The organism is Streptomyces sp. RerS4, from assembly GCF_023515955.1.
In the GTDB taxonomy this organism is placed as follows: Bacteria; Actinomycetota; Actinomycetes; order Streptomycetales; family Streptomycetaceae; genus Streptomyces.
The window spans coordinates 3,744,512-3,759,594 of the sequence record NZ_CP097322.1 but is presented as its reverse complement, the minus strand read 5'-3'; the positions used below and the strand labels follow the sequence as shown (position 1 = coordinate 3,759,594).

Annotated in this window: 14 protein-coding genes; 8 read left to right on the top strand and 6 right to left on the bottom strand. The window is 70.6% G+C overall.

Translation table 11 applies throughout. The features are described 5' to 3' along the window. The 4 genes from efeB (at position 1) to M4D82_RS17320 (ending at position 4,892) form a co-directional block, all read left to right on the top strand. Positions 1 to 1,287 carry an iron uptake transporter deferrochelatase/peroxidase subunit gene (gene efeB / locus M4D82_RS17335; RefSeq protein WP_249766916.1) on the top strand — a complete coding sequence of 429 codons (1,287 nt, stop codon included), beginning with the start codon at positions 1 to 3 and terminating at the stop codon, positions 1,285 to 1,287. Positions 1,288 to 1,329: 42 nt separating this feature from the next. Continuing rightward, positions 1,330 to 2,265 carry a prephenate dehydratase gene (gene pheA, locus M4D82_RS17330; RefSeq protein ID WP_249766915.1) on the top strand — a complete coding sequence of 312 codons (936 nt, stop codon included), beginning with the start codon at positions 1,330 to 1,332 and terminating at the stop codon, positions 2,263 to 2,265. 537 nt (positions 2,266 to 2,802) lie between these two features. Then, complete coding sequence (gene serS / locus M4D82_RS17325) at positions 2,803 to 4,080, top strand: serine--tRNA ligase (protein WP_249766914.1); 1,278 nt, start codon at positions 2,803 to 2,805, stop codon at positions 4,078 to 4,080. Continuing rightward, positions 4,077 to 4,892 carry an HAD family hydrolase gene (locus M4D82_RS17320; RefSeq protein WP_249766913.1) on the top strand — a complete coding sequence of 272 codons (816 nt, stop codon included), beginning with the start codon at positions 4,077 to 4,079 and terminating at the stop codon, positions 4,890 to 4,892. The genes serS and M4D82_RS17320 overlap by 4 nt, the downstream gene beginning before the upstream one ends. 187 nt (positions 4,893 to 5,079) lie before the next feature. Here M4D82_RS17320 and M4D82_RS17315 read toward each other — a convergent pair whose 3' ends face one another. The 5 genes from M4D82_RS17315 to M4D82_RS17295 all read right to left on the bottom strand — a co-directional run bounded on the left by M4D82_RS17315 (position 5,080) and on the right by M4D82_RS17295 (position 9,351). Further along, the gene (locus M4D82_RS17315; protein WP_249766912.1) at positions 5,080 to 5,745 is read right to left on the bottom strand and encodes a rhomboid-like protein; all 666 of its coding nucleotides are present in this window, start codon (positions 5,743 to 5,745) and stop codon (positions 5,080 to 5,082) included. 97 nt (positions 5,746 to 5,842) lie between these two features. Beyond that, positions 5,843 to 6,562 (bottom strand): ABC transporter permease, encoded by a 720-nt coding sequence (locus M4D82_RS17310; protein WP_249766911.1) that lies wholly within the window; start codon positions 6,560 to 6,562, stop codon positions 5,843 to 5,845. A 14-nt stretch (positions 6,563 to 6,576) separates the two neighbouring features. After that, on the bottom strand, positions 6,577 to 7,488 hold the full coding sequence (locus M4D82_RS17305; protein ID WP_249766910.1) for an ABC transporter ATP-binding protein: 912 nt from the start codon (positions 7,486 to 7,488) through the stop codon (positions 6,577 to 6,579). Next, the gene (locus tag M4D82_RS17300; protein ID WP_249766909.1) at positions 7,485 to 8,372 is read right to left on the bottom strand and encodes an ABC transporter permease subunit; all 888 of its coding nucleotides are present in this window, start codon (positions 8,370 to 8,372) and stop codon (positions 7,485 to 7,487) included. The genes M4D82_RS17305 and M4D82_RS17300 overlap by 4 nt, the downstream gene beginning before the upstream one ends. Further along, on the bottom strand, positions 8,362 to 9,351 hold the full coding sequence (locus tag M4D82_RS17295; protein WP_249766908.1) for an ABC transporter ATP-binding protein: 990 nt from the start codon (positions 9,349 to 9,351) through the stop codon (positions 8,362 to 8,364). The genes M4D82_RS17300 and M4D82_RS17295 overlap by 11 nt, the downstream gene beginning before the upstream one ends. 214 nt (positions 9,352 to 9,565) lie before the next feature. On the opposite strand from M4D82_RS17295, the gene M4D82_RS17290 reads away from it, so the two are divergent. From M4D82_RS17290 to M4D82_RS17280, 3 genes are all read left to right on the top strand, one after another. Then, positions 9,566 to 10,480: a M24 family metallopeptidase gene (locus tag M4D82_RS17290; RefSeq protein ID WP_249766907.1), complete on the top strand. Its 915-nt coding sequence runs from the start codon at positions 9,566 to 9,568 to the stop codon at positions 10,478 to 10,480. Then, on the top strand, positions 10,477 to 12,312 hold the full coding sequence (locus tag M4D82_RS17285; protein WP_502988947.1) for an SDR family oxidoreductase: 1,836 nt from the start codon (positions 10,477 to 10,479) through the stop codon (positions 12,310 to 12,312). The genes M4D82_RS17290 and M4D82_RS17285 overlap by 4 nt, the downstream gene beginning before the upstream one ends. Positions 12,313 to 12,525: 213 nt before the next feature. Further along, a complete protein-coding gene (locus tag M4D82_RS17280; protein WP_249766906.1) occupies positions 12,526 to 13,440 on the top strand; it encodes a MerR family transcriptional regulator in 915 nt (304 codons plus the stop codon). 104 nt (positions 13,441 to 13,544) lie between these two features. Here M4D82_RS17280 and M4D82_RS17275 read toward each other — a convergent pair whose 3' ends face one another. Further along, positions 13,545 to 14,387, bottom strand: a complete 843-nt coding sequence (locus M4D82_RS17275) for an aquaporin (RefSeq protein WP_249766905.1) — start codon at positions 14,385 to 14,387, stop codon at positions 13,545 to 13,547. A gap of 132 nt (positions 14,388 to 14,519) precedes the next feature. Here M4D82_RS17275 and M4D82_RS17270 point away from each other — a divergent pair, with 132 nt between their 5' ends. Further along, positions 14,520 to 15,059 (top strand): RNA 2'-phosphotransferase, encoded by a 540-nt coding sequence (locus M4D82_RS17270; RefSeq protein ID WP_249766904.1) that lies wholly within the window; start codon positions 14,520 to 14,522, stop codon positions 15,057 to 15,059. The last annotated feature ends 24 nt before the right edge of the window (positions 15,060 to 15,083 follow it).

The following is a 15,083-nucleotide window of genomic DNA, read 5'->3' as shown; positions in this document are numbered from 1 at the left end:
GTGACCCAAAGCACCGGGAGCAACCCCGACATCGAGATCTCCCGGCGCCGACTGCTGGGCACCGTGGGCGCCGCCGGCGCCGCGGGGCTCGCGCTCGGCGCCACGGGCGGCGCCCTCGTCCACTCCGCGGTCGCCGACTCCCCGGCCGGCTCCACCTCGGGTGCGGCCGGGGCGCTCAGCTCCGTCGGCGCCACCCGGGTCGCCTTCCACGGCGACCACCAAGCGGGGATCACCACCCCGCTCCAGGCGAAGGGGCACGTCCTGGCCTTCGACCTGGCGCCGGGCGCGGGGCGCACGGAGGCCGCCGCGCTGATGCGTCGCTGGTCCGAGACCGCCCGGCGGCTCATGGTGGGCGAGACGGCGCCGACCGGCGACAGCGGGATCGCCCTGGACGCCGGTCCGTCCTCCCTCACCCTCACCTTCGGCTTCGGCCACTCCTTCTTCGAGCGAACCGGTCTCACCGCACGCCGCCCGGTCGCCCTCGACCCGCTGCCGGACTTCTCCGCGGACCGGCTCGACGCCCAGCGGAGCAACGGCGACCTGTGGGTGCAGATCGGCGCCGACGACGCACTTGTGGCCTTCCACGCCCTGCGCGCCGTACAGAAGGACGCGGGCGAGGCCGCGCGAGTGCGTTGGCAGATGAACGGCTTCAACCGGTCCCCGGGTGCCACGAGCACACCGATGACCACACGGAACCTGATGGGCCAGGTGGACGGCACCGCCAACCCCAAGCCCTCGGACGCCGACTTCGACAAGCGGATCTTCGTGCCCGGCGCCGGCCCCGGGCCCGCCGAGCACGCCTGGATGGCGGGCGGCTCGTACGCGGTCGTCCGGCGGATCCGGATGCTCCTCGACGACTGGGACAAGCAGTCCCAGGCCCAGCAGGAACAGGTCATCGGCCGGACCAAGGCCACCGGAGCCCCCCTGACCGGCGGCACCGAGACCACGAAGATGGCCCTGGACAAGATCGGCCCCGACGGCAAGCCGGTCATCCCGGCCAACGCGCACGCCCGGATCTCCGCTCCCGAGCAGAACGGCGGGGCCGCCATGCTCCGGCGACCGTTCTCCTTCCACGACGGCATCGGCTCCGACGGCACACCCGACGCCGGGCTGCTCTTCATCTGCTGGCAGGCCGACCCGCTGCGGGGGTTCGTGCCGGTCCAGCGCAAGCTCGACCGGGGGGACGCCCTGTCGGCGTTCATCCGCCACGAGGCCAGTGGCCTGTACGCGGTGCCGCCCGGCCCGCGCGAGGGGGAGTACGTCGGGCAGCGGCTGCTCGAAGGGTGAACAGCCCCACTGGGGCGGGCGACCCGGCATTAGGCTGATCGCATGTCGGCCACCCGCTTCACGTATCTCGGTCCCGAAGGCACCTTCACGGAAGCCGCCCTGCGCACGCTGCCGGAGGCCGCCACCCGGGAGCTGGTCCCGATGGTGTCGGTCCCGGCGGCTTTGGACGCGGTGCGCAACGGCGAGGCGGCGGCGGCCCTCGTGCCGATCGAGAACTCGGTGGAGGGCGGTGTCACCGCCACCCTCGACGAGCTGGCCTCGGGCGAGCCGCTGATGATCTACCGCGAGGTGCTGCTCCCGATCGCGTTCGCGCTGCTGGTGCGGCCCGGGACCAAACTGTCGGATGTCAAGACCGTGACCGGGCACCCCGTGGCCCAGCCGCAGGTGCGCAACTGGCTGCGGACGCACCTGCCCGACGCTGTGTGGGAGTCCGCGGCCTCCAACGCCGATGGCGCACGGCTGGTGCAGGAGGGTCGTTTCGACGCTGCCTTCGCGGGCGAGTTCGCCGCTGCCACGTACGGGCTGGAAGCGCTGGTCACCGAGATTCACGACGCGCAGAACGCGGAGACCCGGTTCGTGCTCGTCGGTCGGCCCGCCCGGCCGGCCGCGCCCACCGGCGCCGACAAGACCTCCCTGGTGCTGTGGCTGGGCGACGACCACCCGGGTGCGCTCCTGGAACTGCTTCAGGAGTTCGCCATCCGCGGGGTCAACCTGATGTTGATCCAGTCCCGCCCGACGGGCGAGGGCATCGGCAACTACTGCTTCGCCGTCGACGCCGAAGGGCACATCTCCGACCGCCGGGTGAGCGAGGCCCTCATGGGCCTGCGGCGCACGTGTCCCCAGGTCCGCTTCCTCGGGTCCTATCCGCGGGCCGGTGTCGCTCTCAGTGAAGTGCGGGCCGCACGGCCGGGTACCTCCGACGAGGACTTCACCGAGGCGTCGGACTGGCTGACTCGTTGCCTCGACGGGCGCGCGTAGAGGCGCGTCTGCTCCATCCACTTGTCCACAGAGTTATCCACAGGGCGAGATGAGGACCTGGGGACAAGTCGACAGGGCAGTGCGACAAGGTCGACAAATCGGCTGGGTGGCCCAGGTTTCGCCTCGGCGATCGGCAGGTGAACGGCGTCACCCCCGTATCGCCGATCAACTCTTTGGAGCGAGGCATTCCCACCCGAATGAGTGGGTGGGGACGGTTTGAACCCTGACCGACCCCGACCGGTCGCCACTCCTTATTGATCTAATTCGATGTCCACAGATCCGACACACAGCCTGTGGATAAGCGACCTCCCGTGGAAATGCCTGTGGACAAGGAAGCGACTGCCCCACAGCTCAGCCGCCACCCGAGACCCTCCCTCATGCCCCTTTTCGGGGAATGACACCGCTTTTATCAAGCCAGGCGAAGACCTCGAACCGGGCGCCCGCGCAAGGGTTTTGCATTCATCTCAATTGGGACAAAGTGCCACGCAGCGTGATATCGGTGTGATCCCAGGAAGCCCCGCCCGGTAGCCTGGAGGGGTGATTGACCTTCGGCTGCTCCGTGAAGACCCTGACCGTGTCCGCGCCTCGCAGCGCGCCCGTGGAGAAGACGTCGGCCTCGTCGACGCGCTCCTTTCCGCCGACGAGCGCCGCAGGTCCTCCGGCATGCGCTTCGACGAGCTGCGCAACGAACAGAAGTCGCTCGGCAAGCTCATCCCCAAGGCCACTCCGGAGGAGCGGGCCGAGCTGCTCACCAAGGCGGAGCAGCTCAAGCAGGACGTCAGGGCCGCCGAGGCGGAGCAGAACGAGGCCGACGAGGCCGCCCGGAAGCTCCTCCTCCAGCTCGGCAACATCGTCCACAGTGACGTCCCGGTCGGCGGCGAGGAGGACTTCACCGTCCTTGAGACGCACGGCACCATCCGCGACTTCGGCGCCGAGGGCTTCGAGCCCAAGGACCACCTGGAGCTCGGCGAGACCCTTGGCGCCATCGACGTCGAACGCGGCGCCAAGGTGTCGGGCTCGCGCTTCTACTACCTCACCGGTGTCGGCGCGCTGTTGGAGCTGGCCCTGGTCAACGCGGCCATCGCGCAGGCCACCGAGGCCGGCTTCGTCCCGATGCTGACCCCGGCCCTGGTCCGCCCGCGCGCCATGGAGGGCACCGGCTTCCTCGGCCAGGCCGCGGAGAACGTGTACCACCTGGAGAAGGACGACTACTACCTGGTCGGCACCTCCGAGGTCCCCCTCGCCGCGTACCACATGGACGAGATCATCGACGCCGACAAGCTGCCGCTTCGGTACGCCGGCTTCTCGCCGTGCTTCCGTCGCGAGGCGGGCACGTACGGCAAGGACACCCGCGGCATCTTCCGCGTCCACCAGTTCGACAAGGTCGAGATGTTCTCCTACGTCGCGCCGGAGGACGCCGAGGCCGAGCACCAGCGTCTCCTCGCGTGGGAGAAGCAGTGGCTGACCAGCCTGGAGCTGCCGTTCCAGGTCATCGATGTCGCCACCGGTGACCTGGGCTCCTCCGCCTCGCGCAAGTTCGACTGCGAGGCCTGGATCCCGACCCAGGGCAAGTACCGCGAGCTGACCTCCGCCTCGAACTGTGACGGCTTCCAGGCCCGCCGGCTGTCGATCCGCTACCGCGACGGCAAGAAGACCGCCCCGCTCTCCACGCTGAACGGCACCCTGTGCGCCGTGCCGCGCACGATCGTCGCGATCCTGGAGAACCACCAGCAGGCCGACGGCTCGGTCCGGGTTCCCGCGGTGCTCCGTCCCTACCTGGGCGGCCGCGAGCTCCTGGAGCCGATCGCCAAGTGAGTCCGGCCGCCCCGTTCCCGTACAAGCTCGTCGCGACGGACCTCGACGGCACGCTGCTGCGTGACGACGACACCATCTCGGAGCGCACCCGTGAGGCACTCGCCGCGGTCACCGCGGCGGGTGCGGCGCACATCATCGTCACCGGCAGGGCCGTGCCCTGGACCCGGCACGTGCTCGACGACCTCGGTTACCAGGGGATCGCCGTGTGCGGACAGGGCGCACAGGTGTACGACGCGGGGGCCCACCGACTGCTGACCTCGGTCACCTTGGACCGGCAGCTGGCCGCCCTGGCCCTGTCGAAGATAGAGGCCGAGATCGGTCCGGTGGCGCTCGCCGCCAGTCGGGACGGCGTGGACGGCGAGGTGCTGTTCGGGCCGGGCTACCAGGTGCAGGAGGGCCTGCCGGCGCTCTACCTGGACGACACCGCCGCGGTGTGGAGCGCCCCGCTGAACAAGCTCTACATCCAGCACCCGGGCATGGGCGAGGACGAGCTGGTCCGGGTGGCCCGAGCGATCGTCGGCAACCTCGTCGACATCGTCATGGCCGGCCCGGGGATCGTGGAGATCCTGCCGTTGGGGCTGAGCAAGGCCACCGGCCTGTCGCTGGCCGCGCGTCGGCTGGGGGTGAAGGCGACCGAGACCATCGCCTTCGGTGACATGCCCAACGACATCCCGATGTTCGGCTGGGCGGCGCACGGTGTCGCCATGGCCAACTCCCACGCGGAGCTGAAGGCGGTGGCCGACGAGGTGACGACCTCCAACCAGGAGGACGGCATCGCGGTGGTGCTGGAGCGCCTGCTGGGCGCCGCGTAACACCCGGGCTTCACGCACGGGATCCGGACGTACGAGAGGTCCGGGACGGCCCGCGCCGCAAGGCGCGCTCGAAGTGGCCGTCCCGGACCTTTTGTTGCTCCCCGCACCTCTCACTGTGCCCCTGTCGTACGGTCCTTACCAGTGAATTTCTCCTGGTGGTCATGGGGTCCGGTGGCGGCTCGCCCGCTCATGTTTCACGTGAAACATGAGCCTGGATCCCGTTCGTGTGCGGCCCCCGGTGCAGGGTCAGTGGCCAGGCGAGCAGTCCGACGGCCAGCGAGATGGCGTGGCCGAAATCGGTGAAGGTGCCCCCGGTGAGGAGCGGAAGCCCGAAGAAGGCGACGACCCCGGCGAGGTAGAGCCATCGCCAGGGATCGGGCAGGCGGTAGGTCAACACGCCGGCCGAGGCCGCGATCCCGTAGCTGACGCCGATGTCGACGACATGGATCATGCTCTGCGGCGCGCGGTGGTCCTGGATGGCCATCAACAGGAGTTCCTGGCTGGCGAGGGTGGCGACGACATGCGCGGTCGCGACGATCAGGAGCCAGCGCAGGGTGCCGAGCCGGCGTTCGACGGGAGCGTGGAAGAACTCGAAGAGCACGGCGTAGAGGGCGAGTGAGGCCGGGTTCTCGATCCAGAACGCACTGCTGACCAGGGCCCGTATCGGGTACTGGACGAGCTGGTGGATGTTGCTGCTGTTGCGGTGGAGGAGTACGTGGTCGACGCGGTCGGGAGCGATCGCAACGACGACGCTGGTGACCGCGATGATCAGGAGCCAGACGTGCGTGCCGGGCGAGGAGCGTATCCAGGACCGCAGTGGCCTGGACGGCTCGGGCTCGGTGTGCTCGATCATGCACCGATGATCCCTCGCGAAGCTGTGCCCCGCCCGGCCGGTGGGCCGGGCGGGGCACGCTCCTCGCGAGGCCCGTGGAGGCCTGTCCTACTCGGTTCTACTCCTCGCCGGCCAGCGTCAGACGGCGCAGCTTCTGGCCCGCGTAGGCCGTGGCGCCGACGGTGACCGCGACGAGCAGGATCGCGGCGGTGGGCAGGCCCACGCTCGCGTCGACGTATCCCTCCCCGGCCACCTTCTCGGCGAGGGACAGGGCCCACTGCTGGACGCTGAGGGTCTTCGCACCGGAGACCAGGCTGCCGAAGAGCGACTCCCAGATCAGGGCGTAGACCAGACCGAAGACGACCGCGTGCCGGCTGACGGTACCCAGCAGCAGGAAGAGTGCGCTGTAGGCGATCGAGGCGACGAGGGCGGCGACGGTGTAGGCGACGGCGATCTGCTGGCCGTTGCCGTTGAGGATGAACCCCGCGATCAGGGTGGGGATGGCGGAGAAGGCCATCGTGACGGCAATCGCGACGACGAGCTTGGTCAGGATGATCGTCGGGCGCTTCACCGGCTTGGAGAGCAGGTAGACGATCGAGCCGTCGTCGATCTCGGGGCCGATGGCTCCGGTGCCGGCGATGACGCCGATCAGCGGGACCATCGTCGCGAGGGCGAAGCCGCCGAGGAGGTCGGCCGCCACCTTGTCGTCGACGCCCGTCAGGAGGCGGACGGCGAGCGAGATGGCGATCAGCAGGGCGGGGAGCGCGAAGAGGATCGCGGCGCGGCGGCGGCCGAGCAGGGCCCGGTAGGTGAGCCGGGCGACGGTGGGGTTGTACATGGGTGCCAGCTCCTTCAGGCCGCGACGAGGTAGGAGAAGACCGACTCGAGGGACTCGTCGGAGGGCGAGACCGTCAGCAGCCGGATGCCGTGCGCGCGGGCGACCTGCGGCAGCAGCGCGGTAAAGCGCCCGAAGTCGACGGCCTGGATGCGCAGGGCCCCCTCCTTCAGGTCGACCTCGATACCGGCCGTCGACGGGTCGGCGATCAGGGCCGCGGCGAGGGCCCGGTCGTCGGAGGAACGGATCAGGTAGCGGTGCGGGCGGTCCGTCATCAGGCGGCGGATCCGGCGGAAGTCGCCGGAGGCGGCGTGCCGGCCGGCGACGACGACCTCGATGTGGGAGGCGAGCTGCTCGACCTCCTCCAGGATGTGGGAGGAGAACAGGACGGTGCGGCCTTCGGCGCCCATCCGCCGCAGCAGGTCCATCAACTGCATGCGCTGCCGCGGGTCCATGCCGTTGAACGGCTCGTCCAGGAGCAGCACGGACGGGTCGTGGACGAGGGCCGAGGCCATCTTCACGCGCTGGCGCATGCCCTTGGAGTACGTGGAGATCTTGCGGTCCTGGGCGTACTCCATCTCGACCGTGGCGAGGGCCCGCTGGGCCGCCGCGTCGTCGAGGCCGTGGAGTTCGGCGTTGGCGACGACGAACTCGCGGCCGGTGAGGAAGTCGTACATGGCCTCGCGCTCGGGCACGACGCCGATCTGCTTGTAGACCTGCTCGTTGCGCCAGATCGGGGCGCCGTCGAGGGTGACGGTGCCCGTGGAGGGTTCGAGGAAGCCACCCATCATGTTGATCAGGGTGGACTTTCCGGCGCCGTTGGGGCCGAGGAGGCCGGTGACGCCGGGACCGATGCGCATGGTCACGTCGTTGACGGCGACGACGTTCCCGAACCAGCGGGAGGTGTGGTCGATGTCGATGGTGGTCACAGCCCGGCCTTCCGGTAGCGGGCCATCAGAGCGGCGTAGGAGCCGACGATGAGGGCGAGGACGACGATCAGGTAGACGACTCCCACACCGGCCGAGGGCCCTTCGCCGCCGGGGAAGGCGGAGGTGGCGCCGAGGAAGGCGGTCTGTACGCCGTCGATCAGGGTGATCGGGGACAGCAGGCCGAGCCAGTCGATGGCGCCGGTGTTCCCGGTGGAGTAGGCGACGGCCTGCACGGTGGAGACGGCACCGTAGGGGACGAGCAGCAGACCGATGACGGCTGCGACACCGAACCCGCGGCGGGGGGTGAGGGCGGCCATGACCAGGCCGAGTCCCGCGAAGAGCAGCGACAGCAGCGTGACGGACACCAGTGCCTGCCCGAATCCCTTGGTCTGGTGACCGAAGTCGAACTTGGCCAGCAGCGAGCCGATCCACATGATCAGCAGCGGGGTGGCGGTGAGGATGAAGAGCGCCGAGGCCATGGCCGCGTACTTGGCGACGACGTAGTCGACGCGCTCGATGGGCCGCGAGAAGTAGAGCGGCACGCTCTTGAAGCGCAGGTCCCGGGAGACCGACTGGGGTGCCTGGGAGGCGAGGTAGAGGCCGATGACCACCTGGGTGGTGAGGGCGTACGTCGTGTACTTGACCGGCAGGTCGGTGGAGCCGGGGACGGCGATGGCAACCGCGACCATGATCAGTGCGGGAACGCACATCACGGCGAAGAGGATCATCGGCAGGACCTTGGACTTCGCCGACCGTCCGAGTCCGTAGGCTCCGCGCAGGGACTGCGAGAAGAGGGACTTCCGGGCGTAGGCCCGGCCGAGCCGGGCGCCGTCGTAGGACCGGTAGCCGATGTTGTGGATCTGGGTCGAGGTGTCAGGCGCCATCGGTACCGGCTCCCTTCCGCTGGGTGGTCCGTGCGTGCTGGTCGTTGTCGCGGAAGACCTCCGCGATCTGGTGGCGGCGCTGCTCCATGCGGACCAGGCCGAGACCGAGGTCGGCGACGGTGTCGCGGACCGTGTCGTAGGTCGCCTCGCCCGTGGCCTCCACGAGGAGGATGTGGCCGGCGCCGGGCAGGCCCTGCTCCTCGCCGGCGTGGGGGACGATGCCCAACTTGGTCAACGCCTCGCGCAGGGCGGTGGTGCCGTCCGGGTGCACGTCGGAGTCGGTGACCTCGACGGCGAGGGTGGTGGTGGTCTGGGTGAAGTCGCTGGTGGAGCTGGAGCGCAGCAGCTTGCCGCCGTCGACGACGACCACGTGGTCGCAGGTCCGCTCCAGCTCGCCGAGGAGGTGGGAGGTGACCAGGACCGAGATGCCGAAGTCGGTGTGGACGCGGCGGATCAGGCCGAGCATCTCGTCGCGGCCGACCGGGTCGAGGCCGTTGGTCGGCTCGTCGAGCAGGACGAGCTGCGGGTCGTGGACGAGGGCCTGGGCCAGCTTGACGCGCTGCTTCATGCCGGTGGAGTAGCCGCCGATGGGGCGGTAGCGCTCCTCGTAGAGACCGACGTGGCGCAGGGTGTCGGCGGTGCGCTCGCGGGCGGCCGCGGGCGGCAGACCCGACATGCGTGCCATGTGGACGACGAACTCGGTGGCCGAGACGTCGGGGGGCAGGCAGTCGTGTTCGGGCATGTAGCCGACGCGTTCACGGATGGCGCTGCCATGCGTGGCGACGTCGAGTCCGAGCACGGCGGCGCGGCCCTCGGTGGCGGGGGACAGTCCGAGCAGGATCTTGATCAGCGTGGACTTGCCGGCTCCGTTGGCGCCCACGAGGCCGGTCACTCCGGGCCCGATGTCCAGGGAGAGCCGGTCGAGGGCGGTCACTCGGGGGTACCGCTTGCTCAGGCTTTCGGTCGCGATGACAGTCACGCGGTTGACGTTAGTGCCGGGGCGTCGCCCAATCGTCAGACCTGGAGCGGGACCCGGTCTCAGCCTTGAGGACTACACGGGCGGACGGAAGGTGGATGTCGGCCAGGTTGTCCACAGGTCCGTGCACAGCCCTTGACGTGATCTCCGGCCATTGTCACATTCATCAGTGTCAAGTTTCGGGCGCGACGCAGGGCTACAGGGACGGGCGGCTGTCATGGGTGGGGACACGAGGGCTGGGGACAGGCAGGCCGGCGATAGGCAGGCCGGGGACACCGGGCGACGCACGGCGTACGACTCCGGGCGGCTCTCCGCCGACCTGCGCGGTTTCAGAGAGGTCCAGCGCCTCGCCTACGAGTGCGCCGAGACGGTGGCGGCGCAGCTGCGGCCCGGTGTGACCGAGCGCGAGGCGGCCCGGATGCAGCGCGACTGGTTGCGCGAGCGCGGCGTGCGGGACTGGTTCCACCTGCCCTTCGCCTGGTTCGGGGACCGGACCGCCTTCACGAACTTCAAGATCCCCCTCCAGTTCTTCCCGACGAGCCGGAAGCTGGAGCCGGGGATGCCGTTCATCCTCGACATGGCGCCCGTCCTCAACGGCTACGCGGCCGACATCGGGTACTCGGGCAGCCTGGGTCTCCATCCGGTGCAGGACCGCTTGATGTCCGATCTGAAGCCGCACCGCGACCTGATCCTGGAGCAGGTGCGCGAGCGCCGCTCGCTGCGCGAGATCTACGAGAACGTCGAGCGGCTGATGACGCGCCAGGGGTATGCCAACCGGCATCGGGCCTACCCCTTCGGCGTCATCGCGCACAAGATAGACCGCGTCAAGGAGCGCCGCTGGTCCCCGACCGCGTTCGGGTTCGGCACGCAGTCCCTGAAGGGGCTGGTGTCCGACGCCCTGCACGGGCACCGCGAGGGATGGTCCCCGTTGTGGAGTCCGTACCACTTCTCCGACCATCCGCCGCAGCCCGGCCTGTGGGCGGTGGAGCCGCATCTCGGGTTCCGGGGCACTGGTGCCAAGTTCGAGGAGATCCTGGTCGTCACCGACTCCCGGGATCCCGAGGAAAGCGCGTTCTGGTTGGACGACGATCTGCCGCACGTGCGGCGCTGGGCTGAGGAGAAGACGGCATGAGCGGCGAGGCGAGCGGAAAGAGCGCGACCACCGGCACCGGCCGTACGGCGGGCGGGGGACTGACGGGCGCGGGGCTGGTGGGCGCGCGGGAGCGCCGGGTGGCCACCGGCGGGATCGAGCTGTGCGTCGTCGAGCTCGGTGAGAGCGACCGGCCGACGGTGGTGCTGGTGCACGGCTACCCGGACAGCAAGGAGGTCTGGTCCGAGGTCGCGGAGCGGCTCGCCTCCCGGTTCCACGTGGTGCTGTACGACGTACGGGGTCACGGGCGTTCCTCGGCGCCGACGCCGCTGCGCGGTGGCTTCACCCTGGAGAAGCTGACGGACGACTTCCTGGCCGTGGCGGACGCCGTCAGCCCGGACCGCCCGGTGCACCTGGTGGGGCACGACTGGGGCTCCGTCCAGGGCTGGGAGTTCGCGACGGTGGCCCGTACCGAAGGACGGATCGCGTCCTTCACCTCCATGTCCGGGCCCTCCCTGGACCACTTCGGGCACTGGATCAAGAAGCGGATGGCGCGCCCCACCCCGCGCCGGGCCGCCCAGCTGATCAACCAGGGCGCGAAGTCCTGGTACGTCGCCATGCTGCACACGCCGGTGCTGCCGGAGCTGGCCTGGCGCGGGCCGCTCGGCAAGCGGTGGCCGAAGATGCTCGAACGGCTGGAGAAGGTCCCGGCCGGCGCGTACCCGACGGCCTCACTGCCCTCGGACGCCGCGCACGGCGCCTGGCTCTACCGCGACAACGTACGGGCCCGCATGCGCAGGCCACGCGCCGACTCGTACGCGCACGTACCGGTGCAGCTGATCACCCCGCTCGGGGACGCGTTCCTGTCCCCCCGGCTCTACGACGAGCTGGAGCTGTGGGCCCCGGACCTGGTACGGCGGACGCTGCCGGCGCAGCACTGGATTCCCCGGACGCGCCCCGACCAGGTGGCGGCGTGGATCGCGGAGTTCGTCACGGCCCGCGAGGAGCCGGCCGTACGGGCGCCCGAGCAGAAGGCTCCCGGCCGGTACGCCGATCGCTTCGGCGGGCAGCTCGTCCTGGTCACCGGCGCCGCCAGTGGCATCGGCCGGGCCACCGCCTTCGCGTTCGCCGAGGCCGGGGCGCGCGTGGTGGCCGTGGACCGGGACGCCGAGGGCGCGATCCGCACCGCGGAGATGGCACGGCTGGTCGGCGCTCCCGAGGCCTGGGGCGAGTGTGTGGACGTGAGCGACGAGCAGGCGATGGAGAAGCTCGCGGCGAAGGTCGCCGCCGAGTACGGGATCGTGGACGTCCTGGTCAACAACGCCGGGATCGGGCTCTCCGGGGCCTTCCTGGACACCACCTCCGAGGACTGGAAGAAGGTCCTCGACGTCAACCTGTGGGGTGTCATCCACGGCTGCCGGATCTTCGGCCGGCAGATGGCCGAGCGCGGTCAGGGCGGACACATCGTGAACACCGCCTCGGCCGCCGCCTATCTGCCCTCTCGGACGCTGCCCGCCTACAGCACCTCGAAGGCCGCGGTGTTGATGCTGAGCGAGTGCCTGCGCGCGGAGCTGGCCGACCGGTCCATCGGCGTCTCGGCGATCTGCCCGGGGATCGTCAACACCAACATCACCACCACGTCCCGCTTCGCCGGGGTGGACGAGGCGGAGGAGAAGCGCCGCCAGGAGCGTTCCTCGCGGCTGTACGGGCTGCGCAACTTCCCGCCGGAGAAGGTCGCCGACGCGATCCTGCTGGCCGTCGTGAAGAACCAGGCCGTGGTGCCGGTGACTCCGGAGTCCAAGAGCGCCCTGTGGATGTCCCGGTTCGCGCCGCGCACGCTGCGGCGGCTCGCGAGGATCGAGCCCAGACTGTGAGCGCGGCGGGGGCCGGCAGGACGGCCGAGGCCACGGGGGCGCCGCCCACCGGGAGAGAGCGCGGCACGGCCATACCCCGCTCCTTCCGGCGGTCGTACCATCCCTCGCAGGAGGGCTCGCCGCGCCAGGCGGTCGAGCACCTGGCGGCATCACCTGCCGTCCGGGCGGCTGCGGGCGCGGTCGGCCGAGCCGCCATGTCGTAGGGAGCCGGGATTGTCCGATCAGGCGGTAGCCGAGTACCGGATCGAGGATCTGGCGCACCACAGCGGAGCCACGGTGCGCACGATCCGCGCCTACCAGGACCGCGGTCTGCTGCCGAAGCCGGAGCGCCGCGGCCGGTCCAACGTCTACCGGGACACCCACCTGGCCCGGCTGCGGCAGATCGCGGACCTGCTGGACCGGGGCTACACGCTGGCCTCCATCAAGGAGTTGCTGGAGGCCTGGGACGCGGGGCGGGGACTCGGCGGCGTACTGGGACTGGTCGCGGAGGTGCACGGGCCGTGGACCGACGAGGAGGCGGCCCGCATCACCCGGGCCGACCTCGACGAGCGGTTCGGGGGCAGACCCGACGACGACGCGGTGGGCGAGGCGTGCGAACTGGGGGTGCTGGAGCGGATCCCCGGGCGGCCGGACGAGTTCCTCGTGCCCTCACCGCAGGAGCTGACGGTCGCGGCCGAGCTGTACGCGGCCGGGGTGCCGCTGTCGGCGATCACCGGGCACCTGCGCGAGCTGCGGGGCCAGGTCGAGCACATCGCGTCGCGTTTCCTGGAGTTCACCACCGAGCACGTCTTCGCCCGGTACCTCGGGCAGGTGCCGCCGACGGACGCGGACGCGGCGGAAGCGGCGACGATGGTCCGCCGGCTGCGCCCGCTGGCCCAGCAGACCGTGGACGCCGAATTGGCGCGCGCGATGCGCCTGTTCGCGACCCGGCACCTCCAGCGGCACCTGGGCACGGCCGTTGCCGCTCAGCCGTCGGGGCCCGCACCCGTCGCCCTGCCGGCCGAGACGGTGCGGGCGGTGCAGGAGCTGGTGGGGCCCGATCATGTGGCGGAGTTCGTCCGGGCCGCGACGGAGCGCGAGCTCCAGGCCCGGACGATGAACGATCTGGCGCGCAGGGGCGGCCGATAGTGCTCGATCAGCAGTCCACAGGGCGAATCGCACTCTTGTCCCCGAAACCATCCGAAACGGCTGTGGACAAGTCCGGTTTTCCTGTGGGCAACGGGGGCTGATCCTCAGACGACGGCCTCGAACTCGGGTCCGCGGCGGGCCTTATCGGCCACTTCCGGTCCACTTTCCGCCGCGCCGCCTTCCGGCGCGCCGGCTGCCCCGTCGGCGCCCGCACCGGCTTCCCGCGATCCGGTCCGCGCGGCGCCTCGGCCGGCCCGGACCTGGGGCTCACGCCCGTAGAGCGCGGCGGTGAGGACGAGGCCCAGCGCTCCGCCGAGCAGCTGCGCCGCGACGAAGCCGGGCAGCGACTGCGGGGCGATGCCGGTGAAGGAGTCGCTGAAGGCGCGTCCGACCGTGCCGGCCGGATTGGCGAACGAGCTCGACGAGGTGAACCAGATCGCGGCGCCGATGTACGCGGCGACGGCGGCCGGGATCAGCTTCGACCGCTCGATGCGGCCGAGCCCGTGGATGACCAGGACGAGCCCGGCGGTGGCGACGACCTCCCCGATGAGCAGGTGCCCGCCCTCCCTGACCTGGGTCGACAGGGTCCCGGGGACGCGGCCGAACATCGCTTCGGCCAGGGCGGCGCCGCCGATGGCACCGGCCGTCTGGGCGGCGGCGTAGGTCAGGGCCTCGCGGCCGCCGAGCCCTTCGCCCCCGGTACGGCGGGCCCACCAGGCGGTGAGGGTGACGACGGGGTTGAGGTGCCCGCCGGACAGGGGACCGAAAAGGGTGATGATCAGGCCGAGGCCGAGGGCGGTGGCGAGCGCGTTGGCGAGGAGCGCGACGCCGGAGTCACGGCTGAGGGCCGAGGCGTGGATGCCGGAGCCGATCACCACCACGAGCAGACTCGCGGTACCGATGAGTTCGGCCGCCGCGCGTCGTAGCAGTGAAGCCTGGTTTGTCATGGATTCTCCCTCTGGGCAGCAGTTCCGTGGAAAATGTATTCCGTATCTCGGAATGCCGATAGAGGGAGTCCACCTCTGCCGGGCGGCGAAAAATCCCTGCCGGAGCGCCGCTCGACCCGGCAGGCTGGGGGGATGGACGACAAGCGCACCGTGAAGGTGTCCAAATACGTCTCGAAACACCTGCGCCATCAGCCGGAACGGATCGGACTCACGCTCGACCCGCACGGTTGGGTGGAGATCGACGAGCTCCTGAGCGCCGCCGCCCACCACGGATTCGCCCTCACCCGGGCCGAGCTCGACCACGTGGTCGCCGCCAACGACAAGCAGCGCTTCGCCGTCGACGGCACCCGCATCCGGGCCAATCAGGGCCACACGGTCCCGGTCGACCTGGACCTGCCGGAAGCCGAACCGCCCGCGTACCTCTACCACGGCACCGTCGCGCGGGCCCTCGACGCGATCCGTGCCGAGGGCCTGCGCCCGATGGCCCGCCACCACGTCCACCTCTCGCCCGACCGCGAAACGGCGACCAGGGTCGGCGCGCGCAGGGGCCGGCCGATCGTCCTGTCCGTCGACGCGGGAGCGATGCGCGCGGCCGGGCACGTCTTCTGGATCAGCGCGAACGGGGTGTGGTTGACGGAGTCCGTACCGCCGCGCTTCCTGCGCCTGCCCTAGCGGAATCCACCACGGAACCGTCTC

Bases quoted from the DNA above. Each gene is read 5' to 3' on its own strand.
- pheA (WP_249766915.1), top strand. From the start codon at position 1,330: ATGTCGGCCACCCGCTTCACGTATCTCGGTCCCGAAGGCACCTTCACG.
- M4D82_RS17310 (WP_249766911.1), bottom strand. From the start codon at position 6,562: ATGTACAACCCCACCGTCGCCCGGCTCACCTACCGGGCCCTGCTCGGC.
- M4D82_RS17270 (WP_249766904.1), top strand. From the start codon at position 14,520: ATGGACGACAAGCGCACCGTGAAGGTGTCCAAATACGTCTCGAAACAC.
- M4D82_RS17275 (WP_249766905.1), bottom strand. From the start codon at position 14,387: ATGACAAACCAGGCTTCACTGCTACGACGCGCGGCGGCCGAACTCATC.
- M4D82_RS17300 (WP_249766909.1), bottom strand. From the start codon at position 8,372: ATGGCGCCTGACACCTCGACCCAGATCCACAACATCGGCTACCGGTCC.
- M4D82_RS17315 (WP_249766912.1), bottom strand. From the start codon at position 5,745: ATGATCGAGCACACCGAGCCCGAGCCGTCCAGGCCACTGCGGTCCTGG.
- M4D82_RS17290 (WP_249766907.1), top strand. From the start codon at position 9,566: ATGGGTGGGGACACGAGGGCTGGGGACAGGCAGGCCGGCGATAGGCAG.
- M4D82_RS17285 (WP_502988947.1), top strand. From the start codon at position 10,477: ATGAGCGGCGAGGCGAGCGGAAAGAGCGCGACCACCGGCACCGGCCGT.